This window comes from Rubrivivax sp. JA1055 (assembly GCF_020966565.1).
In the GTDB taxonomy this organism is placed as follows: domain Bacteria; phylum Pseudomonadota; class Gammaproteobacteria; order Burkholderiales; family Burkholderiaceae_C; genus Rubrivivax; species Rubrivivax benzoatilyticus.
This window is the reverse complement of record NZ_JAJKFP010000005.1, coordinates 400,965-420,201: the sequence shown is the minus strand read 5'-3', so window position 1 is coordinate 420,201 and position 19,237 is coordinate 400,965. Positions and strand designations below refer to the sequence as shown.

At 73.2% G+C, this 19,237-nt stretch carries 15 protein-coding genes; 7 read left to right on the top strand and 8 right to left on the bottom strand.

Translation table 11 applies throughout. The annotated features are described in order from the left end of the window. Positions 1–32: 32 nt before the first annotated feature. Entirely contained in the window at positions 33–5,306 is a 5,274-nt protein-coding gene (locus LOC65_RS08630) for a CHAT domain-containing protein (protein WP_230247217.1), read from the top strand. A gap of 21 nt (positions 5,307–5,327) precedes the next feature. After that, entirely contained in the window at positions 5,328–5,648 is a 321-nt protein-coding gene (locus LOC65_RS08625; protein WP_230247216.1) for a hypothetical protein, read from the top strand. A gap of 25 nt (positions 5,649–5,673) precedes the next feature. Here LOC65_RS08625 and LOC65_RS08620 read toward each other — a convergent pair whose 3' ends face one another. The 3 genes from LOC65_RS08620 to LOC65_RS08610 form a co-directional block, all read right to left on the bottom strand. Next, positions 5,674–6,321: a hemolysin III family protein gene (locus tag LOC65_RS08620; RefSeq protein ID WP_230247215.1), complete on the bottom strand. Its 648-nt coding sequence runs from the start codon at positions 6,319–6,321 to the stop codon at positions 5,674–5,676. 145 nt (positions 6,322–6,466) lie between these two features. Beyond that, entirely contained in the window at positions 6,467–8,089 is a 1,623-nt protein-coding gene (locus LOC65_RS08615; protein ID WP_009856289.1) for a diguanylate cyclase, read from the bottom strand. Continuing rightward, a complete protein-coding gene (locus LOC65_RS08610; RefSeq protein WP_230247214.1) occupies positions 8,086–9,606 on the bottom strand; it encodes a CoA-acylating methylmalonate-semialdehyde dehydrogenase in 1,521 nt (506 codons plus the stop codon). The genes LOC65_RS08615 and LOC65_RS08610 overlap by 4 nt, the downstream gene beginning before the upstream one ends. Before the next feature lie 285 nt (positions 9,607–9,891). Between LOC65_RS08610 and LOC65_RS08605 the strand changes: the two genes are divergently transcribed. Beyond that, the gene (locus LOC65_RS08605) at positions 9,892–10,584 is read left to right on the top strand and encodes a YecA family protein (protein WP_009856287.1); all 693 of its coding nucleotides are present in this window, start codon (positions 9,892–9,894) and stop codon (positions 10,582–10,584) included. 239 nt (positions 10,585–10,823) lie between these two features. Here the strand turns inward: LOC65_RS08605 and LOC65_RS08600 are convergent, their stop codons facing one another. Then, positions 10,824–12,119: an Hsp70 family protein gene (locus LOC65_RS08600; RefSeq protein ID WP_230247213.1), complete on the bottom strand. Its 1,296-nt coding sequence runs from the start codon at positions 12,117–12,119 to the stop codon at positions 10,824–10,826. Between the two features lie 170 nt (positions 12,120–12,289). On the opposite strand from LOC65_RS08600, the gene LOC65_RS08595 reads away from it, so the two are divergent. Together LOC65_RS08595 and LOC65_RS08590 are read left to right on the top strand one after the other, a co-directional pair. Beyond that, positions 12,290–12,478: a hypothetical protein gene (locus tag LOC65_RS08595; protein WP_230247212.1), complete on the top strand. Its 189-nt coding sequence runs from the start codon at positions 12,290–12,292 to the stop codon at positions 12,476–12,478. Between the two features lie 46 nt (positions 12,479–12,524). Then, complete coding sequence (locus LOC65_RS08590; RefSeq protein WP_009856284.1) at positions 12,525–13,133, top strand: TetR/AcrR family transcriptional regulator; 609 nt, start codon at positions 12,525–12,527, stop codon at positions 13,131–13,133. 1 nt (position 13,134) lies between these two features. Here LOC65_RS08590 and LOC65_RS08585 read toward each other — a convergent pair whose 3' ends face one another. The 3 genes from LOC65_RS08585 to LOC65_RS08575 all read right to left on the bottom strand — a co-directional run bounded on the left by LOC65_RS08585 (position 13,135) and on the right by LOC65_RS08575 (position 16,381). After that, positions 13,135–13,557 carry a universal stress protein gene (locus LOC65_RS08585; RefSeq protein ID WP_009856283.1) on the bottom strand — a complete coding sequence of 141 codons (423 nt, stop codon included), beginning with the start codon at positions 13,555–13,557 and terminating at the stop codon, positions 13,135–13,137. Between the two features lie 89 nt (positions 13,558–13,646). Next, the gene (locus tag LOC65_RS08580) at positions 13,647–14,423 is read right to left on the bottom strand and encodes a metallophosphoesterase (RefSeq protein WP_230247211.1); all 777 of its coding nucleotides are present in this window, start codon (positions 14,421–14,423) and stop codon (positions 13,647–13,649) included. 89 nt (positions 14,424–14,512) lie between these two features. Then, positions 14,513–16,381 (bottom strand): phosphoenolpyruvate carboxykinase (GTP), encoded by a 1,869-nt coding sequence (locus tag LOC65_RS08575; RefSeq protein WP_230247210.1) that lies wholly within the window; start codon positions 16,379–16,381, stop codon positions 14,513–14,515. A gap of 217 nt (positions 16,382–16,598) precedes the next feature. On the opposite strand from LOC65_RS08575, the gene LOC65_RS08570 reads away from it, so the two are divergent. Next, on the top strand, positions 16,599–17,165 hold the full coding sequence (locus tag LOC65_RS08570) for an MOSC domain-containing protein (protein ID WP_230247209.1): 567 nt from the start codon (positions 16,599–16,601) through the stop codon (positions 17,163–17,165). Positions 17,166–17,226: 61 nt separating this feature from the next. On the opposite strand, the gene LOC65_RS08565 is transcribed toward LOC65_RS08570, so the two are convergent. After that, on the bottom strand, positions 17,227–18,321 hold the full coding sequence (locus LOC65_RS08565; protein ID WP_230247208.1) for an alkene reductase: 1,095 nt from the start codon (positions 18,319–18,321) through the stop codon (positions 17,227–17,229). Positions 18,322–18,381: 60 nt separating this feature from the next. Here LOC65_RS08565 and LOC65_RS08560 point away from each other — a divergent pair, with 60 nt between their 5' ends. Then, positions 18,382–19,236, top strand: a complete 855-nt coding sequence (locus LOC65_RS08560; RefSeq protein ID WP_029718421.1) for a 23S rRNA (adenine(2030)-N(6))-methyltransferase RlmJ — start codon at positions 18,382–18,384, stop codon at positions 19,234–19,236. Position 19,237 lies beyond the last annotated feature (1 nt).

The following is a 19,237-nucleotide window of genomic DNA, read 5'->3' as shown; positions in this document are numbered from 1 at the left end:
CGCGACATCGACGAGACGACGAGAGGCGCGAGATGGGCACCGTGGACCGCAGCATCACCTTCATCGTTCCCGGCCGCCTGCAGCGCGGGGCCGCCGGCCCGGCCGGCGCCTTCGCCGCCGCCACGCCACTGCCCGGGCGGGTGCGCGACTCGGTGCGTGTCGCCGCGGTGCGCGCGGGCGCCGACCGGCAGCGCCTCGTGGCCCGGGTCGGCGAGGACGCCGTGGCGCTGCACCTGGCCGGCGGCCCGGTGCTGGTGCTGCACCCGGAGAACGCGCGCGACCTGCTGCTCGCGCAGGCCGGCCTGTCCCGCCCGGCGGCGACACGCGGCGGCGCCGCGCCGGCGGCGCCCGCCGAGGTCGAGGTGCCGCCGGCGCTGCACTGGAGCGGGCTGGAGCAGGCGGCGCCGACCCGCGGCGCCGGCTTTCTCGGCGAGGTGCTGGTCGGCGCGGTCGAGATCCTCACCGACCTCGTGCGCGCGCCGCTGGCCGACGCCGCGGTGGCGGCGATCGCCGCGCGCGTCGACGGCCAGGCCGGCAACGCCGTCTATGCGCTCGGGCCCGGCGCGCTGCCGGCGCTCAAGGGCCGGCCGGCCTGCGGGCCGGCGAGCGTCGGCGCGCGCGAGGACGGCGGGCCGCTGCTCGTGCTCGCCCACGGCACCTTCGTCGACACCGAGAGCACCTTCTCCAAGCTGTGGAAGGAACACCCGCAGGCCGTGCAGCGCCTGTTCTCGCACTACGCCGGCCGGGTCTACGCGCTGGACCACCCGACGCTCGGCGAGAGCCCGGTGCGCAACGCGCTGACGCTGGTGCAGGCGCTGGCGCCGGGCCAGCCGCTGCGGCTGCACCTGGTGACGCACTCGCGCGGCGGTCTGGTGGCCGAGGTGCTGGCACGCGTGGCCGCCGACCCGGCCGCCGCGCTCGCCGACTTCGACCGCCTGGAGGCCCTGGCCGGCGGCTGGGGCGATGCCGGGCGCGTGCTGCGCCCCGAGCTGCAGGCGCTGGCCGACGCGCTGGGCCAGCGCCAGGTGAGCGTCGAGCGCGTCGTGCGCGTGGCCTGCCCGGCGCGCGGCACGCTGCTCGCGTCGCGCCGCCTCGACGCCTACGTCTCGGTGCTGAAGTGGGCGCTGGAGCTGGCCCGCATCCCGGTCGCGCCGACGCTGGTGGACTTCCTCGGCGAGGTCGCGCGGCGGCGCGAGGACTGGCTGCAGCTGCCCGGCCTGGCGGCGATGACGCCCGACAACCCGCTGGTGCAGTGGCTCAACCTGTCGGACGCGACGATCCCCGGCGAGCTGCGCGTCGTCGCCGGCGACCTGGAAGGCGACTCGCTGGGCAGCTGGGTCAAGACGCTGCTTGCCGACGCCTTCTACTGGACCGACAACGACATCGTCGTGCAGACACGCTCGATGTACGGCGGCACGCCGCGCGCCGGCGGCGCGAGCTTCCTGCTCGACCGCGGCGGCAAGGTCACGCACTTCGACTACTTCCGCAACACGCGCACCGCCGACGCCGTGGTGCAGGGGCTGACCGAGGCGCGGCCGGACGGCTTCGGGCCGATCGGGCCGCTGTCCTGGGGCGGGCAGGACGCCGGCGGCGTGCGCGGCGCCGCGGCCGCCGCCGGCGGCCGGCCCGCAGCCGAACGGCCGGCGGTCTTCGTGCTGCCCGGCATCCTGGGCAGCAACCTGAAGGTTGGCGGCCACCGCATCTGGCTCGGGCCGCGTTTCCTGGGCGGGCTGCCGCTGCTGAAGTACGAGCTCGACACGCCCGACCCCGTCGAGCCCGACGGCCCGGTGGGCGAGGTCTACGGCGATCTCGTGCGCCACCTGGAGAGCAGCCACCAGGTGATCCCGTTCGGCTACGACTGGCGCCGCCCGCTCGAGGACGAGGCCCGCCGCCTGGGCGCCGCGGTGGCCGACGCGCTGGACGCACGCGCCGCCAGCGGACAGCCGGTGCGGCTGCTCGCGCACTCGATGGGCGGCCTGCTGGCGCGCACGATGCAGCTGGAGTGCCCCGAGGTCTGGCAGCGCCTGATGGCCCGCCCCGGCGCCCGGCTGCTGATGCTGGGCACGCCCAACGGCGGCTCGTGGTCGCCGATGCAGGTGCTCTCGGGCGACGACACCTTCGGCAACGCGATGGCCGCCTTCGGCCTGCCGCTGCGCGACCACCAGGCGCGCACGCTGATGGCCGGCTTCCCCGGCTTCCTGCAGCTGCAGGCCGGCCTGGCCGCCGGCGCCGACGGCCTCGGCGACGCGGCGGCCTGGAAGACGATCGCCGACCGCGACCTGGAGGCCGCGCGGCGCTTCAACTGGTGGCACCAGCCGTCCGACGGCCTCGACGAGCGCGTGCCGGCCTACGAATGGGGCGTGCCGCCGCAGAAGGTGCTCGACCGCGCCGTCGCGCTGCGCCGGCGGCTGGACGAGCAGGTGCGCGACACGCTGCCGGCCTTCGCCGACCGGCTGCTGCTCGTCGCCGGCCACGCGAAGTTCACGCCCGACGGCTACGAGTGGAGCGAACACGGGCTCGTCTACCTCGACGCCGTCGACGGCGGCGACGGCCGCGTGCCGCTGGCCTCGGCGCTGCTGCCCGGCGTGCGCACCTGGTCGCTGGACTGCGAACACGGCGCCCTGCCCTCGCGTGCCGACGCCTTCGAGGCCTATGTCGAGCTGCTCGAACGCGGCGAGACGCTGCGCCTGAAGCCGCTGGCGACACCGACCCGCGCTGCGGCGGCGGCCGCGGTGCCGCAGCACGTGCGCAGCCGCCCGGCACGCGGCACGGCCGCCGACGCGCTGCCGGCCGGCAGCGCCGGCTCGGTCTTCCTGCTGCCCGCGCGCGACGCGGCACCGGCCCGCCGCGGCCCGCCGGCGCTGCGAGTCACGGTGCACAACGGCAACCTGAGCTTCGTGCGCCAGCCGCTGCTGGTGGGCCACTACGACTCGCTGCGGCTCGAAGGCACCGAGCGCGCGGTCGACGCGCTGGTCGGCGGCGCGCTGAGCCAGGCGCTGGCGCTCGGGCTCTACCCCAGCGGACTGGGCAGCCACCAGGTCTTCCTGAACCCGTCGCCGCCGCCCGACGGCGGCTCGCTGGTGCCGCGTCCGCAGGCCGTCGTCATCGTCGGCCTCGGGCCCGAGGGCGGGCTGTCGGCCGACGAGCTGGCCGACAGCGTGCGCCGCGGCGTGCTCGCCTGGACGCAGCGCCTGGTCGAGGGCACGCGCGGCACGCTGGCCGGCTACGAGCTCGCCGCGACGCTGCTGGGCAGCGGCGGGCTGGGCGTTTCGCCGGGCAGCGCCGCGCGCGCCATCACGCAGGGCGTGCGCGACGCCAACACGCTGCTGGCGCGCCAGGGCTGGCCGACGGTGCTGCACCTGACGCTGGTCGAGCTCTTCCTCGAACGCGCCGTCGAGGCCTGGAAGGGGCTGCGCGTGCAGGCCACCGCGGCGCCCGGCACGCTCGAGCTGGACCCGACGGTCGAGAGCGGGCTGGGCGCGCTGCGCCGCTCGCTGGACGCCTACCGCGGCACCGACTACGACTTCATCCGCGTCACGACCCCGGGGCCGGACTTCATCGACTTCACGCTCGACTCGCGGCGCGCCCGCAGCGAGGTGCGCGCGCGCAAGACGCAGCGCACGCTGATCGCCGAGATCGTGGCCTGCGCCGCGCGCGACGACAACGACGACCCGCGGCTCGGGCGCACGCTCTACCAGCTGCTGGTGCCGGTCGAGCTCGAGCCCTTCCTCGGCGGCACGACGAACATGCTGCTCGAGGTCGACGAGGCGACCGCCGGCATCCCGTGGGAGCTGCTGGACACGCCCGCGAGCCCGCACCCGGGTGCCGACCCGCGGCCCTGGGCGATCCGCAGCCGGCTGCTGCGCAAGCTGCGCACCCCGTCCTGGCGCGAGCACGTCGCCGACGCCAGCGCCGACGACGCCGTGCTGATCGTCGGCGAGCCCTCGTGCGCGCCGAAGAACTACGCCCGGCTGGCCGGCGCGCGGCAGGAGGCGGCGGCGGTCGACGCGCTGTTGCGCGGCGTCGGCGGCGTCGGCGCCGAACGCGTCAACGCGCTGATCGCGAACGAGCAAGGCGGCCACGAGGCGCTGCCGATCGTCAACGCGCTACTGGAGCGGCGCTACCGCATCGTGCACATCGCCGGCCATGGCGAGCCCGGCGCGGCCGGCGGCGTCGTGCTGTCCGGCGGCACCGTGCTCGGCGCGGCCGAGATCGACGCCATGCGCACCGTGCCCGAGCTGGTCTTCGTCAATTGCTGCCACCTCGCCGCCCGCGATGCGCGGGAGCTGCTGACGGTGCCGTCGTTCGACCGCGCGCGCTTCGCCGCCACCGTGGCCGAGGCGCTGATCGGCATCGGCGTGCGCTGCGTCATCGCCGCCGGCTGGGCGGTGGAGGACGAGCCGGCGATGGACTTCGCGACCACGCTGTACCGCGCGCTGCTGGCCGGCGAGCCCTTCGTCGAGGCCGTCGCCCAGGCCCGGCTGGCGGCCTGGCAGGCCGGCGGCAACACCTGGGCCGCCTACCAGTGTTACGGCGACCCGGACTGGACCTTCCGCCCGCGCACCGGCGACGCCCAGGCGGCGCCGCGCGCGGCCGAGGCCGCGGGCGAGGACATCGCCTCCCCGGTGGGCCTGGCGCTGGCGCTGGAGGAGATCACGATCGACGCCCGCCATGGCGCACCCGAACGGCGCGGCGCGCGCAGCGAGCGCCTGCTGCAGCTGGAGGCGCGTTTCCAGCCGCTGTGGGGCGGCATGGGCGCGATCGCCGAGGCCTTCGGGCTGGCCTGGGCCGACAACGGCGAACGCGGGCGCGCCATCGGCTGGTACGAGCGGGCCCTCGCGGCCAACGACGGCAGCGCCTCGCTGCGCGTGGCTGAGCAGCTGGCCAACCTGCGCGCGCGGCAGGCCTGGAGCGAGGTCGAGCAGGCGAGCCGCGACGCCGGCACGGCCGCACCACGGCCGCGCCGCGGCAGCCGTGGCGGCACGGCGCCGTCCGACGCTCTGGCCACGACGCTGGCGGCGGCACGTGCGACGCTCGACGACGCCGCGGCGCAGCTGGAGCGGCTGCTGGGGCTGCACCGCACCATCGAGCGCCTGTCGCTGGTCGGCTCGGTGCACAAGCGGCGCGTGATGCTCGAGCGCGTGGCCGCCGACACGGCCGCCGAGCTCGCGGCGCTGAAGGCGATGCACGAGGCCTACGGCGCCGCCGAAGCGCTGGCGCGCGAGCAGCGCGACCCGGCGATCTTCTACCCCGGCGCCAACCGGCTGGCCGCCGAGATCGCGCTGCACGCCGCCGACGGCGACTGACCCGGGCCCGACCCGGCCGCGGTGGCCGAGCTGCGGCAGGCGCTCGAAAGCCGCATGGCCGAGCAGCCCGAGTTCTGGGCCGCCGCCGGGCTCGTCGAGCTGGATCTGCTGCAGGCGCTCGGCCACGGCGACGACCCGGCGAGCGGGCTCAGCGGCCGCCTGCCCGGCCTGCGCTCGCGCTACGAGGACCTGCGCTCGCGCGTGCCGGGGCCGCGGCACTGGGGTTCGGTGGCCGACCAGGCGGAGTTCCTGGTGCTGCCGTGGCTGCGCCACCGCGGGCCGCAGACCCGCGACGCGGCCGGCGAACTGCTCGCGCTGCTGCGCGGCTACGCCGGCCGGTGAACGGGGGCGGCGCCGGGCGCCGCGCTCAGGCCACGTGCAGCAGCGCCGCGAAGAAGTGGCAGACGCTGCCGGCGATGACGAACAGGTGCCAGACGAAGTGCGCGAAGCGCATCCGGCTGTCCAGCAGGTAGAACACCGCGCCGCCGGTGTAGGCCAGGCCCCCGGCGACCAGCAGCACCAGCCCGCCGGCGGCCATGTTCTCGACCAGCGGGCCGATCGCGACGACGACCAGCCAGCCCATGCCGACGTACAGCCCGGTGGACCACATCGGGTGCGCCAGCCGGTCGAGGGCCTTGGCGACGATGCCGACGATGGCGATCGACCACACCGCCGCCAGCAGCGACCAGCCCCAGGCCCCACGCAGCGGGCCCAGCGCGAACGGCGTGTAGCTGCCGGCGATGAACAGGAAGATCGCCGCGTGGTCGACACGCTGGAACCAGCGCTTCACGCGCCCCTGCGGCAGCGCGTGGTACACGGCCGAGGCCAGGTACAGCAGCATCATCGTCACCGAGAACACGCAGGCGCCGACGACGTGGGTGGCGCCGCCGTGGCCGGACGAGAACAGCACCAGGATCGGCAGCGAGGCCACCGCGAGCAGGAACCCGATGCCGTGGCTGATCGCGTTGGCGATCTCCTCGGCCAGGGTCTGCGGGCGCGCGGTGGTGGTGCTCATGGCAGGTCTTTCGGCAGGTTGTCGGATGCTGCAGCGCCGAAATGGAAACAAAACCTCTCCAGATCAAACTGCATGCAGGCGAGATGCGGGCAGATCATCGGGCTTTGGCGGCAGTAGACGCCAGCAAGGCACCCACTGCGGCACCTTAGCGCAGTTCACCCGGTTCGGCGAGGACCAGCTTGTTGCGCCCTTCGGCCTTGGCGCGATAGAGCGCGCGGTCGGCACGCTCGAACAGCGGCACCAGCTCGTAGCCGGGCGCGTGCGCGACGCCGATCGACAAGGTCACCGCCAGGCCTTCGGCGTAGGCGCTCCAGGCGTGGCCCTCGACGCGGTGGCGCAGCCGTTCCAGCACCTCGAGGGCCAGGTCCGGCGCGGTGTCGAACAGCACGACGACAAACTCCTCGCCGCCGACACGCGCCAGCACGTCGCTGTGGCGCAGCCCCTCGCGCAGCAGCCGTGCGATCGACACCAGCACGCGGTCGCCGAGCGCATGGCCATGGCGGTCGTTGATGCGCTTGAAATGGTCCAGGTCGATGACGGCCAGCGACACCGGCCGCTGCTGTGCCGCCGCGGCCACCAGCCGCGCCGGCAGCTGCTCCTGCAGGTCGCGGCGGTTGGCCAGGCCGGTCAGCGCGTCGCGCCGGGCCTCGTCGCGGAAACGCTGGGCGTGTTCACGCGCGGCCAGCGCCTCCTGGCGCACGCGGTCGGTCTCGGCGCGCGTGACGAAGAGTTCGGACTGGGCGCGCAGCTGGCGCGTCGCACGCTCGCGCTCCAGGCGCTCGTGGGCCTCCAGCGCACGCAGCGCGCGGTAGGTGTCGCCCAGCTCGCGTGCGGCGCGGTAGATGGTCTGGTGCAGGCGGATCAGCGTCGCGTGCTGGCGGGCGGCGATGGCCGCCGGGCCGATCGCGTCGAGCCGTGCCAGCGCCTCGTGCAGCAGCCCGTGCTTGATCTCCGCCTCGGCGATCGAGCAGGTGATGCGCCAGGTCTGCGCGTGAAAACCCTGAGCCCGGCTGCGCGCCAGCGCGTCGTGCAGCAGCGGCTCGGCCTCGTCGAGGCGGCCGGCATGCAGCAGCGCCTCGCCGAGGTTGCCGTCGACGAAGACGCCGAACAGCGGGTCGGGCAGCTGCGGCAGCAGCGCCTGCGCCGCGCGGGCGTGCACGACGGCGCGTTCGACCGCGGCCTGCGCGTCGGCGTCGTCGACGCCGCGCATGCGGTAGAAGCGGCCGATGCAGACCGCGCACAGGTTGTTCAGCACGACCATGCGCACGTAGGGCTCGTCGACGCGCAGCGCGACCTCCAGCGCCTCGGACATCAGCCGCTCGCCCTGCCAGGCGTCGCCCATGCGCTCGAAACACGCGCCCAGCGCGGCCAGCGACAGCGCCAGTTCGCGGTCGTCGGCCTGGTCGCGCGCGGCTTCGCAGCTGTCGTGCGCCAGCGTCAGCGCGAGGTCGAAACGCGCCAGCTCGCAGGCCGACAGCACCATGCGGCGCAGCAGGTCGCCGAGCTCGCGGCGGCGGTCGCTGGCCGCCAGGCGCGGGCGCAGCAGCGCGCCGTCGTCGAGCATGCCGACGTGGTCGCCCAGGCGCAGGTCCAGCGCGTAGCAGGCCAGGCCGGCCTCCAGCGCGATGTCGTCGGCGCCGGCGGCCGCGGCGGCGGCGAAGACGGCCCGCGCGGCGTCGCGCGCGGCGGCCAGATCGCCGGCCTCGCGCAGCCGCGCGACCTCGGCCAGGCGCGCGTCCAGGCCCTGGGGACCGTCGTCGTCGTTCACTTGGCCGTCGGCATGACGAACTCGGCGCCCTTGCCGATGCTCGCCGGCCAGCGCTGCATGACGCTCTTCTGGCGGGTGTAGAAGCGCACGCCTTCCTCGCCGTAGGCGTGCAGGTCGCCGAACAGGCTGCGCTTCCAGCCGCCGAAGCCGTGCCAGGCCATCGGCACCGGGATCGGCACGTTGATGCCGACCATGCCGGCCTCGACACCACGCGCGAACTCGCGCGCCACGCCACCGTCGCTGGTGAAGCAGGCGACGCCGTTGCCGTACTCGTGCGCGTTGACCAGCGCCAGCGCCTCGGCGAAGTCCTTCACGCGCACGCAGGCCAGCACCGGGCCGAAGATCTCCTCGCGGTAGATGCGCATCGAAGGCGTGACGTGGTCGAACAGCGTGCCGCCGGTCCAGAAGCCGTCCTCGAAACCCGCCGCCTTGAAGCCGCGGCCGTCGACGACCAGCGTCGCGCCTTCGGCGACGCCGGTGGCGACGTAGCCCTCGATGCGGTCGCGCGCCTCGCGCGTGACGATCGGGCCCATCTCGGCGTCGAGCTCCATGCCGTTCTTGATCTTCAGCGTGCGCGCACGTTCGGCCAGCTTGGGCACGATGCGCTCGGCGATGTCGCCGACCAGCACCGCCACCGAGATCGCCATGCAGCGCTCGCCGGCCGAGCCGTAGCCGGCGCCGATCAGCGCGTCGACGGCCTGCTCCAGGTCGGCGTCGGGCATCACGACCATGTGGTTCTTGGCGCCGCCCAGCGCCTGCACACGCTTGCCGTGGTGGGCACCGGTCTCGTAGATGTACTGCGCGATCGGCGTCGAGCCGACGAAGGACACGGCCTTGACGTCCGGGTGCACGAGCAGCGCGTCGACCGCGACCTTGTCGCCCTGCACGACCGAGAACACGCCGTCGGGCAGGCCGGCGTCCTTCAGCAGCCGGGCCATGAACAGGCTGGCGCTGGGGTCGCGTTCGCTGGGCTTGAGGATGAACGCGTTGCCGCAGGCCAGCGCCACCGGGAACATCCAGCACGGCACCATCGCCGGGAAGTTGAACGGCGTGATGCCGGCGACCACGCCCAGCGGCTGGCGCATCGTCCAGTTGTCGATGCCGGTGGAGACCTGGTCGGTGTAGTCGCCCTTGAGCAGCTGCGGGATGCCGCAGGCGAACTCGACGATGTCGATGCCGCGCGCGACCTCGCCCTGGGCGTCGGTGAAGACCTTGCCGTGTTCGGCGGTGATCATCGCCGCCAGCGTGTCGCGGTGCTCGTTGAGCAGCGCGAGGAACCTGTTCATCACGCGCGCACGGCGGATCGGCGGCGTGTTGCCCCAGGCCGGCTGGGCGGCGACGGCGGCGGCGACCGCCGCGTCGACGTCGGCCGGCTCGGCGAGACGCACGCGGCGCGCGACGGCGCCGGTGGCGGGGTTGTAGACCGGCTGCGAGCGCGCCCCGGTGCCGGGCGTGGGCTGGCCGGCGATCCAGTGACCGATGTCGGCGGTGGCGGTGTAGGCAACGGGTGCGCCCATGGGAAACGGCTCCTGAACGGGAAGACGGGTGAGGCGGAAGCTGACCCGCCAGTCTAGTGCGGCGGCCTGCCGGACGACGCCGGCGGCCGCAGGCCGCCGGCAGGCGAGCAAAAAAAAGGCCCGCCGGTGACGGCGGGCCCCGCAAGTCCTTCGAAAAGGACGTCGTTGGGACCGGCGGGAGGGGCGGGTGCGCTTGCACCACAATTGCCACTTCCCCTGGCCGCGCAATCTACCGGCCTGCCGCTTGACCGACCATCCCCACGCACGGGGACGTCCCCTCTGCCGATGAACACCAATCCGCTGACCGACGCCGACATCACCCGGCTGCAGAGCCTTCTCGACCGCGTGCCCGAGCCGCTGGAGCCGCTGGACGCGGTCGCGCTCGACGGTTTTCTCGCCGGCGTCGTGCTGCAGCCGCAGACCGTGCCGCCGACGCAGTGGCTGCGCTGGGTGACCGACCTGGAGGGCCGGGCGCTGCCCGCGGCCTATCCCGCGGCCGAGCTGCACGCGCTGGTGCGCCGTCGCCACGCCGAGATCGAGACCGCGGTGGCCGAACGCGACTGGTTCGACCCCTGGATCTTCGAGCTCGACGAGGACGCGCCGCCGTCCGAGGCCGTGCTGCCCTGGGTGGCCGGCTTCGCCGCGGCGATGGACCTGTTCCCGGCACTGATGGCGATCGAGGACCCGGAGCTGGTCGAGCCGCTGGCGCTGCTGTACCGCCACTTCGATCCCGCCGACCTGGAGGACGCCGACGCGCTGGTCGCCGTCATCGAGACGCTGGAGCCGGCCGAGGACCTGGCCGAGGCGGTGCAGGACCTGGTGCGCGCGCTGATGCTGATCGCCGACGTCTCGCGCCCGCTGCCGCGCGACGAGCCCAAGGCCAATGCCAAGCCCAACACCCGGCCGGCCGCCAAGCGCCCCGCGGCCAAACGCGCCGGCGCGCAGCGCCAGGGCGCCAAGCCGCGCCGCGCGTCCTAGCCGTCCGCGCGGCAGAACCGATCCCGCAGCGGCGTTGGCGCTGAACTGGCGTTGCATGCGGGTGCACGGCGCGGCCCGAGAGGCGCAGGACCGCTCGTCGAACTGACCGGAGCCTCCCTCGCGGAGGGAGGCTGGAGGGAGCCCTCGGACGCGCTGGAGCACCCTCGCGGAGGGGGCTCGGGGGAGCTGTGCGTAATGCCGCAGGCTAGGCGTCTGCGCGGCAGAAGCCGCGCAGACGCCTAGCCGAACACCGTGCGCGCGTGCAGGCCCAGGCCCTGCGCGACGCTCGCGAAACGGTCGCCGCGCACGCGGCGCGCCGCCGGGAAGCCGGCGGCGATGCGCTCGACCAGCGCATCCAGCCCGGTCGAGCCGCCGGTGAAGTACAGCGTGCCGACGGCCTCGGCGGCAACGCCGGCGCGGCGCAGCGTCTCGCGCGAGCCTTCGACGATGCGCTCCAGGTCGTCCTCGATGGCCGCGGCGACGGCCGCCGACTCCACCGTCGCCGCCAGGCCGGACTCGACGAGCGACAGGTCGAGTTGGGCCGAGCCCGCCCCGGCGACCTCGATCTTCGCGCGCTCGGCCTCGGCGGCCAGCGCGTGGCCCAGGCGGTGCTCGACGACCGACATCAGACGGCGGTGGTGCGCCGCGTCGGCGTACCAGCTCTTCAGCCGGCGCAGCTCGGCGACGCGGCCGGCGTTGTAGACGGTGTTGATCAGGTGCCAGGTGGCGAGGTCGAAGTAGACCCGGCTCGGCACCTCGCGCGGCGCGCGGCCGCCTTCGGACGGCCCCAGGCTGCGGTAGCCCAGCAGCGGCATCAGCGTCTCCAGCTCGACGCGGCGGTCGAAGTCGGTGCCGGCGACGTGCACGCCGTGGTTGGCGAGGATGTCGTCGCGCCGGTCGGCGCGGCCGCGGCGCTCGGGGCCGACACGCACGATCGAGAAGTCCGAGGTGCCGCCGCCGATGTCGGCGACGAGCACCAGCTCCTCGGCGTCGACGTGGCGCTCGTGGTCCAGCGCGGCGGCGATCGGCTCGTACTGGAAGGTGACGTCGCCGAAGCCGGCGGCACGCGCGGCGGCCTCCAGCGCCGCCGCCGCCTGGGCGTCGCGCTCGGCGTCGTCGTCGACGAAAAACACCGGCCGGCCCAGCACCACGCGCGACAGCGGCGCGCCGGCGGCGGCTTCGGCCGCGCGCTTCAGGTGCCGCAGGTAGCCGACGACGACGTCGACATAACGCACCGAGTGGCCACCGCCGAGATCGGTGGCCTGTTCCAGCAGCGACGAGCCGAGCAGGCTCTTCATCGAGCGCATCAGGCGGCCGTCGTGGCCCTCGACGTAGGCCGCCATCGCGGCGCGGCCGTACAGCCGCGTCGGCTCGGCGGCAGGGTGCGCCTCGTCGAGCCGGTAGAAGACCGCCGTCGGCATCGTCGGATGGCCGGGTTCGAGCTCGACCAGGCGCACGCCGTCGTGCGCCGGCAACGCGATGCCCGAGTTGGAGGTGCCGAAGTCGATCGCGGCGAAGCCGGATGCTGGGTTCATGGGGGGGATGCCGTTCGCCGAAGGGGCGCGGATTGTAGTGACGCCGGCACGAGGCGCGTGCCGGTGCGTGCACTCCGTCACGCGGCGTCACGAACACGGGACAACCCGGGCTCCACGCCGGGCGCGCAGGGCCGATGCTGGTTACACACAGCGACAAGAGGAGACCCGACATGAACACGCAGCGCACGACCGGTTGGTGGCACCGCCTGACGCGCCGTGCGGCCGCGGCGTCTCCCGACGAACAGGACGCGGCCGACCTCGGCACCTGCTTCGGCCTCGAGGCCGTGCTGCAGGCCGAGGCCGAGGCGAGGGCCCGGCCCTCGCCGGCGGCGGCGCCGGCGCCTCGTCCTGCCACCTGAAACCCGGCCGTCCGCGCCGGCTGCACGGCGCCGATAGAATTTCCGCATGGCAAGACTGTCGTTTCGCGAACAGGTGCTGAGGGTTCGCGAAGACGCGATCGTCGCCTCGGTCAACCGGCTGCTGGCCGAAAAAGGCTTCGACCTGATGACGGTCGACGAGGTGGCGGCCGACGTCGGCATCGCCAAGGCGAGCCTGTACAAGCACTTCCCGTCCAAGGAGGCCCTGGCCGCCGCGGCGATGGTGCGCCTGCTCGAGCAGACGCACAGCATCGTCGAGAGCCAGGATGCCGAACGCGCCATCGACCGGCTGGCCTCGGTGACACGCTGGGCGCTGCACCTGCAGATCGCCGGCGAGATGCCGTCGCTGCCGTCGCAGAACTCGACGCTGCGCGCCGAGCTGCTGGCCAACAAGGCCTACGTGGACCTGCTGATGGAAGTCAGCGACCGCCTGGGCGAGTGGATCGTGCAGGCCCAGGCCGACGGCGACATCGACCCGGCGCTGCCGCCCGAGGTGGCGCTGTACACGATCTTCGCGCGCGCCTGCGACCCGGTGCCGGCCTATCTGAAGGCCGGCGGCCGCTACAGCGACGAGCAGATCGTCGAGTGGGTGCTCGCGGTCTGCATGAACGGGCTGCGCCCGCGCGCCGCCGGCTGAATCAGCGGATCAGCAGCGCCGGCGTCTTGCAGCGCGCCAGCACCTTGGTCGCCACCGAGCCGAGCACGAGGTTGGCCAGGCTGCCGTGGCCGTGCGAGCCGAGCACGACGAGGTCGTAGTCGCCCTTCTCCGCCAGCGCGACGACGACGTCGGCCGCCGGGCCGACCTTGTAGACGAAGTCGGCCTTGATGCCCTGCTTGGCGAAGAAGGCGCGGATCGGCTTGAAGACCTTCTCGGCCTCGTCCTCGTAGTGCGACTTCAGCACCGCCTTGTCGAGCACCGCGGCGGCACGCGGGGGCACGGCGCCGACGGCGTTGACGATCGTGTACTGGTGCTGGCCACCGAACCAGTCGTCGTGGGCGGCGAGATAGGCCAGCATGCGCTTGGTGAACTGGCTGCCGTCGACTGCGGCGAGGATCTTCATGCGCGGGGTCTCCTAGTTCTGGTGCATCGAGTGTGGCACCGCACCGCCGCCACGGCGCGATTCCCCCCAGCGCGGCACTCGGAACTCGATCAGACCTCGATCGGCTTGAAGGGGTCGAGCCCCTCGTGCTCGGCCTTCTTCTGCAGCCCGCGCGCCTGGCAGACGACACGCGTCGGACGGGCCCCGGCGCGCTCGACGCGGTAGTCGTGGCGGCAGTGCAGGTGGCCGTGCAGCCAGAGATCGGCGCGCGGGATCAGGTCGTCGTCGGCGTTGCAGAAGCTGGCCGTGCCGGGCTGGCGGCCGTAGCGCGGGTCGGTGCTCCTCAGGCTGGGGCCGAAGTGGGTGACGACGACGGTGGCGTCCCAGCGGCCGCGCGGCGGCTCGGCCAGCGTGGCCTCGAGCCAGGCGCGGCAGGCCAGCGCCTCGGCGCGCACCGCCTCGACGTCGAACGGCCGGCCGCCGCGGCGCGCGTCCATCAGGCGCATGAAATAGGCCGCGGCGCGCTGGGCGCGCTCACGCTCGGCGGCGCCGAAGAGGTCGAAGTCGTTCCAGCGCACCGTCCCGGCGAAACGGATGCGGCGTCCGTCGGCGGCCCCGACGACGACGGTCTCGCGCTCCAGCAGCTTCAGCCCGTGGCGCGCACAGGTCTCGGCCAGCGCCGGCCAGGCCTCGTCGAGCTCGCGGCCGTCGAACTCGTGGTTGCCGGCGACGACGAGCACCGGCACCGGCCAGCCGGCGAAACGTTCGTAGGCCGTCCAGGTGGCGTCGACGTCGCCGGCCAGCACCAGCAGCTCGGCGCCGGGCGCGGGCTCGGGGTCGAAGTGTTCGCTTTCGAGGTGCAGGTCCGACAGCAGCTGGATCTTCATCGTGGCGCGTGCAGCAAAACAAAACGCCCGGCCGAAGCCGGGCGTTGCAGTCTCGCACGGGCCGTGACGGGCACGGCCGCGGCAGGGGATCAGGCCGAGAGGCGCTCCTCGAGGCGCGCCATCGTCGCCGGCAGCTCGGCCGGCAGGCCGGCGGCGAGCTGGTTGAACAGCTCGGCGTGCAGCTTGAGCTCCTGCTTCCAGGCTTCGGGGTCGATGCCGATGACGCTGGCGAACTGCTCCTTCGTGAAGGCCAGGCCGTCCCAGCGCAGGTCCTCGTAGCGCGGGCTGACGCCGAAGACGTTCTCGACGCCGTCGCCGGCCGTGCCGTCGGCACGCTTGAGCATCCACTCCAGCACGCGCATGTTGTCGCCGTAGCCCGGCCAGACGAACTTGCCGTCGGCGCCCTTGCGGAACCAGTTGACGCAGTAGATGCGCGGCAGCTTGGCGCCCTGGGCCTGCAGCTTGGCGCCGGTGTCCAGCCAGTGCTGGAAGTACTCGGCCATGTTGTAGCCGCAGAACGGCAGCATCGCGAACGGATCGCGGCGCACGACGCCTTGCGCACCGGCGGCGGCGGCGGTCGTCTCCGAACCCATCGTGGCGGCCATGTAGACGCCTTCGGTCCAGTTGCGCGCCTCGGTGACCAGCGGCACCGTCGTCGAGCGGCGGCCGCCGAAGACGAAGGCGTCGATCGGCACGCCGGCGGCGTTGTCGTAGTCGGGGTCGAGCACCGGGTTGTGGATCGACGACACCGTGAAGCGCGCGTTCGGGTGCGCGGCCTTGGCGCCGGTTTCCTTGGCGATGGCCGGCGTCCAGTTCTTGCCCTGCCAGTCGATCAGGTGCGCCGGCGGCTCGTCGGTCATGCCTTCCCACCAGACGTCGCCGTCGTCGGTCAGCGCGACGTTGGTGAAGATGGTGTCGCCCTTGATCGAATCCATGCAGTTCGGATTCGTCTTGTAGTTCGTGCCCGGGGCGACGCCGAAGTAGCCGGCCTCGGGGTTGATCGCGTAGAGGCGGCCGTCGGCACCCGGCTTGATCCAGGCGATGTCGTCACCGATGGTCGTGACCTTCCAGCCGTCGTAGCCGGCCGGCGGCACGAGCATCGCGAAGTTGGTCTTGCCGCAGGCGCTCGGGAAGGCGGCGGCGATGTGGTACTTGCGGCCTTCGGGGCTGGTGACGCCCAGCACCGTCATGTGCTCGGCCAGCCAGCCTTGTTCGCGGCCCATCGTCGAGGCGATGCGCAGCGCGAAGCACTTCTTGCCCAGCAGCGCGTTGCCGCCGTAGCCCGAGCCGTAGCTCCAGATCTCGTGCGTCTCGGGGTAGTGCACGATGTACTTGACCTTGTTGCACGGCCAGGCGACGTCCTTCTGGCCCGGCTCCAGCGGCGCGCCGACGGTGTGCACGCAGGGCACGAACTCGCCGTCGCTGCCGAGCACGTCGTAGACGGCCTTGCCCATGCGCGTCATCAGGCGCATGTTGGTCGCGACGTAGGCGCTGTCGCTCAACTCGACGCCGATGTGGGCGATGTGCGAGCCCAGCGGGCCCATCGAGAACGGAATGACGTAGAGCGTGCGGCCCTTCATCGCGCCCTTGAACAGCGCCTTCTCGCCGGTCTGCAGCAGCACGCGCATCTCGGCCGGGGCCATCCAGTTGTTCGTCGGGCCGGCGTCTTCCTTCTTCTCGCTGCAGATGAAGGTGCGGTCCTCGACGCGCGCGACGTCGCTCGGGTCGCTCTTGGCGAGGTAGCTGTTCGGGCGCTTGGCCGGGTTCAGGCGCTGCATCGTGCCGGCGTCGACCAGGCGTGCGCACAGCGCGTCGTACTCGGCTTCGGAGCCGTCGCACCAGTGCACGTCGGCGGCTTCGGTCAGCGCGGCGATCTCGGCCACCCAGGCCACCAGGCGGGCATGCTTGACGTACTCGGGCACGTTCAGCTGCAGGCCTTCCAACGCGGGACGGTTCATGGACACTCCAGTTCGGTTCGGACAGTCAAAAAAGGCGGAATCTGGTCAGCTCCCCCTCGCGGAGAAGTTCACCGGATGCCGCCCATCCCGGGCCCTCCCGGGCAGATGAGAATTCGCGCAAGCAATGTAATCGCGTCGTACCTTGCTCGACGGACAGCCCCATGCAAATTCCGAATAGTTCAATGCCGCCCGCGGTGGCGGCAGCGGTGTATTCCCGATGAAGCTGCTCAGCGTCAACGTCGCGGCGGCGCATGAACGCCTGATCGGCCAGCGCAAGGTGCTGACGGCCATCGACAAGCGCCCGGTCAACGGCGAGGTGGCGGTCCAGCCGCTGGGGCTGGCCGGCGACGAACAGGCCGACCTCTCGGTGCACGGCGGCCTGAGCAAGGCGGTCTACGCCTACCCGAGCGAGCACTACGCCTTCTGGCGCACGGTGCGCGCCCAGGCGCGGGTCTCGGGCTGGGACGACACGCTGCCGCCGGGCGCACTCGGCGAGAACCTGACGCTCGAAGGCGTGCTCGAGGACGGCCTGCACGTCGGCGACCGCCTCGTCTTCCCGGGCTGCGTGCTGGCCGTCAGCGAGCCGCGGTTCCCCTGCTTCAAGTTCAACGCGGTGATGGGTTTCCCGCAGGCGTCCAAGCTGATGGCGCAGTCGGGCTTCTGCGGCAGCTACCTGGCGGTCATCGAGCCGGGCACGATCGCCGCCGGGCAAGACTTCGAGCTGGTGCCGGGGCCGCGCGAAGTGAGCATCCGCGAACTCTTCCGCGCCCGGGTGCGGGCCTGAACCCGCCGTCCCCGGCGGGAACCGCGACGCGGCGCCGGAGCGCCGCGTCGCGGGGCCGCGATCAGGCGGCGTCCAGCGTCGGGTAGTCGGTGTAGCCCTCGGCGCCGCCGCCGTAGAGCTTGGGCACGTTCAGCGCGTTCAGCGCCGCGCCGCGCTGCAGGCGCAGGCCGAGGTCGGGGTTGGCGATGAACGGGCGGCCGAAGGCCACCGCGTCGGCCGCCCCCGAGGCCACGGCTTGCAGCGCCATCGCCCGGTCGTAGCCGTTGTTGACGATCCACGGGCCGCTGAAATGGCGGCGCAGCGCGGCGTAGTCGAAGGGCGCGACGTCGCGCGCGCCGCCGGTCTGGCCTTCGACGACGTGCACGAAGGCCAGGCCCAGGGGGGCGACCTTGTCCAGCGCCAGCGCGTACAGCGACTGCGCGTCGCTGTCCTGCGCCGCGTCGTTGACCGGCGTCACCGGCGAGATGCGCACGCCGGTGCGGCCGCCGCCGATCGCGCCGGCCACCGCCGTCAGCACCTCGGCGAACAGGCGCACGCGGTTCTCCGCCGAGCCGCCGTAGGCGTCGGTGCGGTCGTTGATGCTGTCGCGCAGGAACTGCTCGATCAGGTAGCCGTTGGCGGCGTGCACCTCGACACCGTCGAAGCCGGCCTCGATGGCGCAGCGCGCGGCGTGCACGTAGGCCGCGACGACGCCCGGGATCTCGTCGGTGCGCAGCGCGCGCGGCGCCGAGCAGTCGACGAAGCCGTCGGCGGTGAAGGTCTTGGACTGGGCCACGCGCGCGGTGGACGACACCGGCGCCACACCGCCGGGCTGCAGCGAGACGTGCGAGATGCGGCCGACGTGCCAGAGCTGGATCACGGCGCGGCCGCCTTCGGCGTGGATCGCCTCGGCGATGCGGCGCCAGCCGGCGACCTGCTCGGGCGAGTAGATCCCGGGCGTGTCCAGGTAGCCCTGGCCTTCGGGGCAGATCTGCGCCGCCTCGGTGACGATCAGGCCGGCGCCGGTGGCCGGGTTGGCGCGCTGGCGGTAGTACTCGACCATCAGGTCGTTCGGAACCTGGCCGGCGCTGGCGCGGTTGCGGGTCAGCGGGGCCATGACGATGCGCGAGCCGGCGTCGATGTCGCCGTAGCGGATGGGGTCGAAGAGAGTGCTCATCCGCCGAGATTACTGCGGCGCAGCATTCCTTGCAGGCCGGGCATGGCACAGTCCGGCCCCATGCTCGCCTACCGACACGCGTTCCACGCCGGCAACCATGCCGACGTGCTCAAACACCTCGTGCTCGTCTCCGTGCTGCGCCACATGGCGCAGAAGGAGAAGGGCTTCCGCGTCGTCGACACGCACGCTGGCGCCGGCGGTTATTCGCTCGAGAGCCGCTACGCGCGCCAGAAGGCCGAATACGCCGCCGGCATCGAACGCCTCTACGACGCCGCCGACCTGCCGCCGGCACTGGCCGACTACGTCGCCCAGGTGCGCGCCTTCAACGGCGACGGCGCCCTGAAGCAGTACCCGGGCTCGCCGGCCATCGCCCTGCAGTTGCTGCGCCCGCAGGACCAGCTGCGCCTGTTCGAGCTGCACCCGACCGACCACCGCATCCTGGCCTCGTTCATGGCCGACGCGCCGAACGTGCAGGTGGCGATGAAGGACGGCTTCGAGTCGCTGAAGTCGCAGCTGCCGCCGACCACCCGCCGCGGCGTCGTGCTGATCGACCCGCCGTACGAGATCAAGACCGACTACACGCGCACGCTGGCCGCCTTGCGCGAGGCGCTGGAACGTTTTGCCGACGCCGTCGTGATCATCTGGCTGCCGCAGCTGCAGCTGCTGGAGTCGCGCCAGCTGCCGCAGCGGCTGAAGGCCACGGCCGACAAGCACGCCAAGAAAGGCTGGCTGAACGCCCGGCTGACGGTGGCCAGCGCCGACGCGCGCGGTTTCGGCATGCTGGGCTCCAGCGTCTTCGTCGCCAACCCGCCGCACACGCTGCACGAGGCGCTGGCGCCGTGCCTGCCGCTGCTGGCGCGCACGCTGGGCGAAGGCCAGGGCCAGCACGCGCTCGAGAAGTCGACCCACGCCTGAG

Coding starts and splice junctions, on each gene's coding strand:
- LOC65_RS08595 (WP_230247212.1), top strand. CDS start 12,290: ATGAACACGCAGCGCACGACCGGTTGGTGGCACCGCCTGACGCGCCGT.
- LOC65_RS08585 (WP_009856283.1), bottom strand. CDS start 13,557: ATGAAGATCCTCGCCGCAGTCGACGGCAGCCAGTTCACCAAGCGCATG.
- LOC65_RS08630 (WP_230247217.1), top strand. CDS start 33: ATGGGCACCGTGGACCGCAGCATCACCTTCATCGTTCCCGGCCGCCTG.
- LOC65_RS08620 (WP_230247215.1), bottom strand. CDS start 6,321: ATGAGCACCACCACCGCGCGCCCGCAGACCCTGGCCGAGGAGATCGCC.
- LOC65_RS08590 (WP_009856284.1), top strand. CDS start 12,525: ATGGCAAGACTGTCGTTTCGCGAACAGGTGCTGAGGGTTCGCGAAGAC.
- LOC65_RS08570 (WP_230247209.1), top strand. CDS start 16,599: ATGAAGCTGCTCAGCGTCAACGTCGCGGCGGCGCATGAACGCCTGATC.
- LOC65_RS08580 (WP_230247211.1), bottom strand. CDS start 14,423: ATGAAGATCCAGCTGCTGTCGGACCTGCACCTCGAAAGCGAACACTTC.
- LOC65_RS08560 (WP_029718421.1), top strand. CDS start 18,382: ATGCTCGCCTACCGACACGCGTTCCACGCCGGCAACCATGCCGACGTG.
- LOC65_RS08605 (WP_009856287.1), top strand. CDS start 9,892: ATGAACACCAATCCGCTGACCGACGCCGACATCACCCGGCTGCAGAGC.
- LOC65_RS08610 (WP_230247214.1), bottom strand. CDS start 9,606: ATGGGCGCACCCGTTGCCTACACCGCCACCGCCGACATCGGTCACTGG.
- LOC65_RS08575 (WP_230247210.1), bottom strand. CDS start 16,381: ATGAACCGTCCCGCGTTGGAAGGCCTGCAGCTGAACGTGCCCGAGTAC.
- LOC65_RS08565 (WP_230247208.1), bottom strand. CDS start 18,321: ATGAGCACTCTCTTCGACCCCATCCGCTACGGCGACATCGACGCCGGC.
- LOC65_RS08600 (WP_230247213.1), bottom strand. CDS start 12,119: ATGAACCCAGCATCCGGCTTCGCCGCGATCGACTTCGGCACCTCCAAC.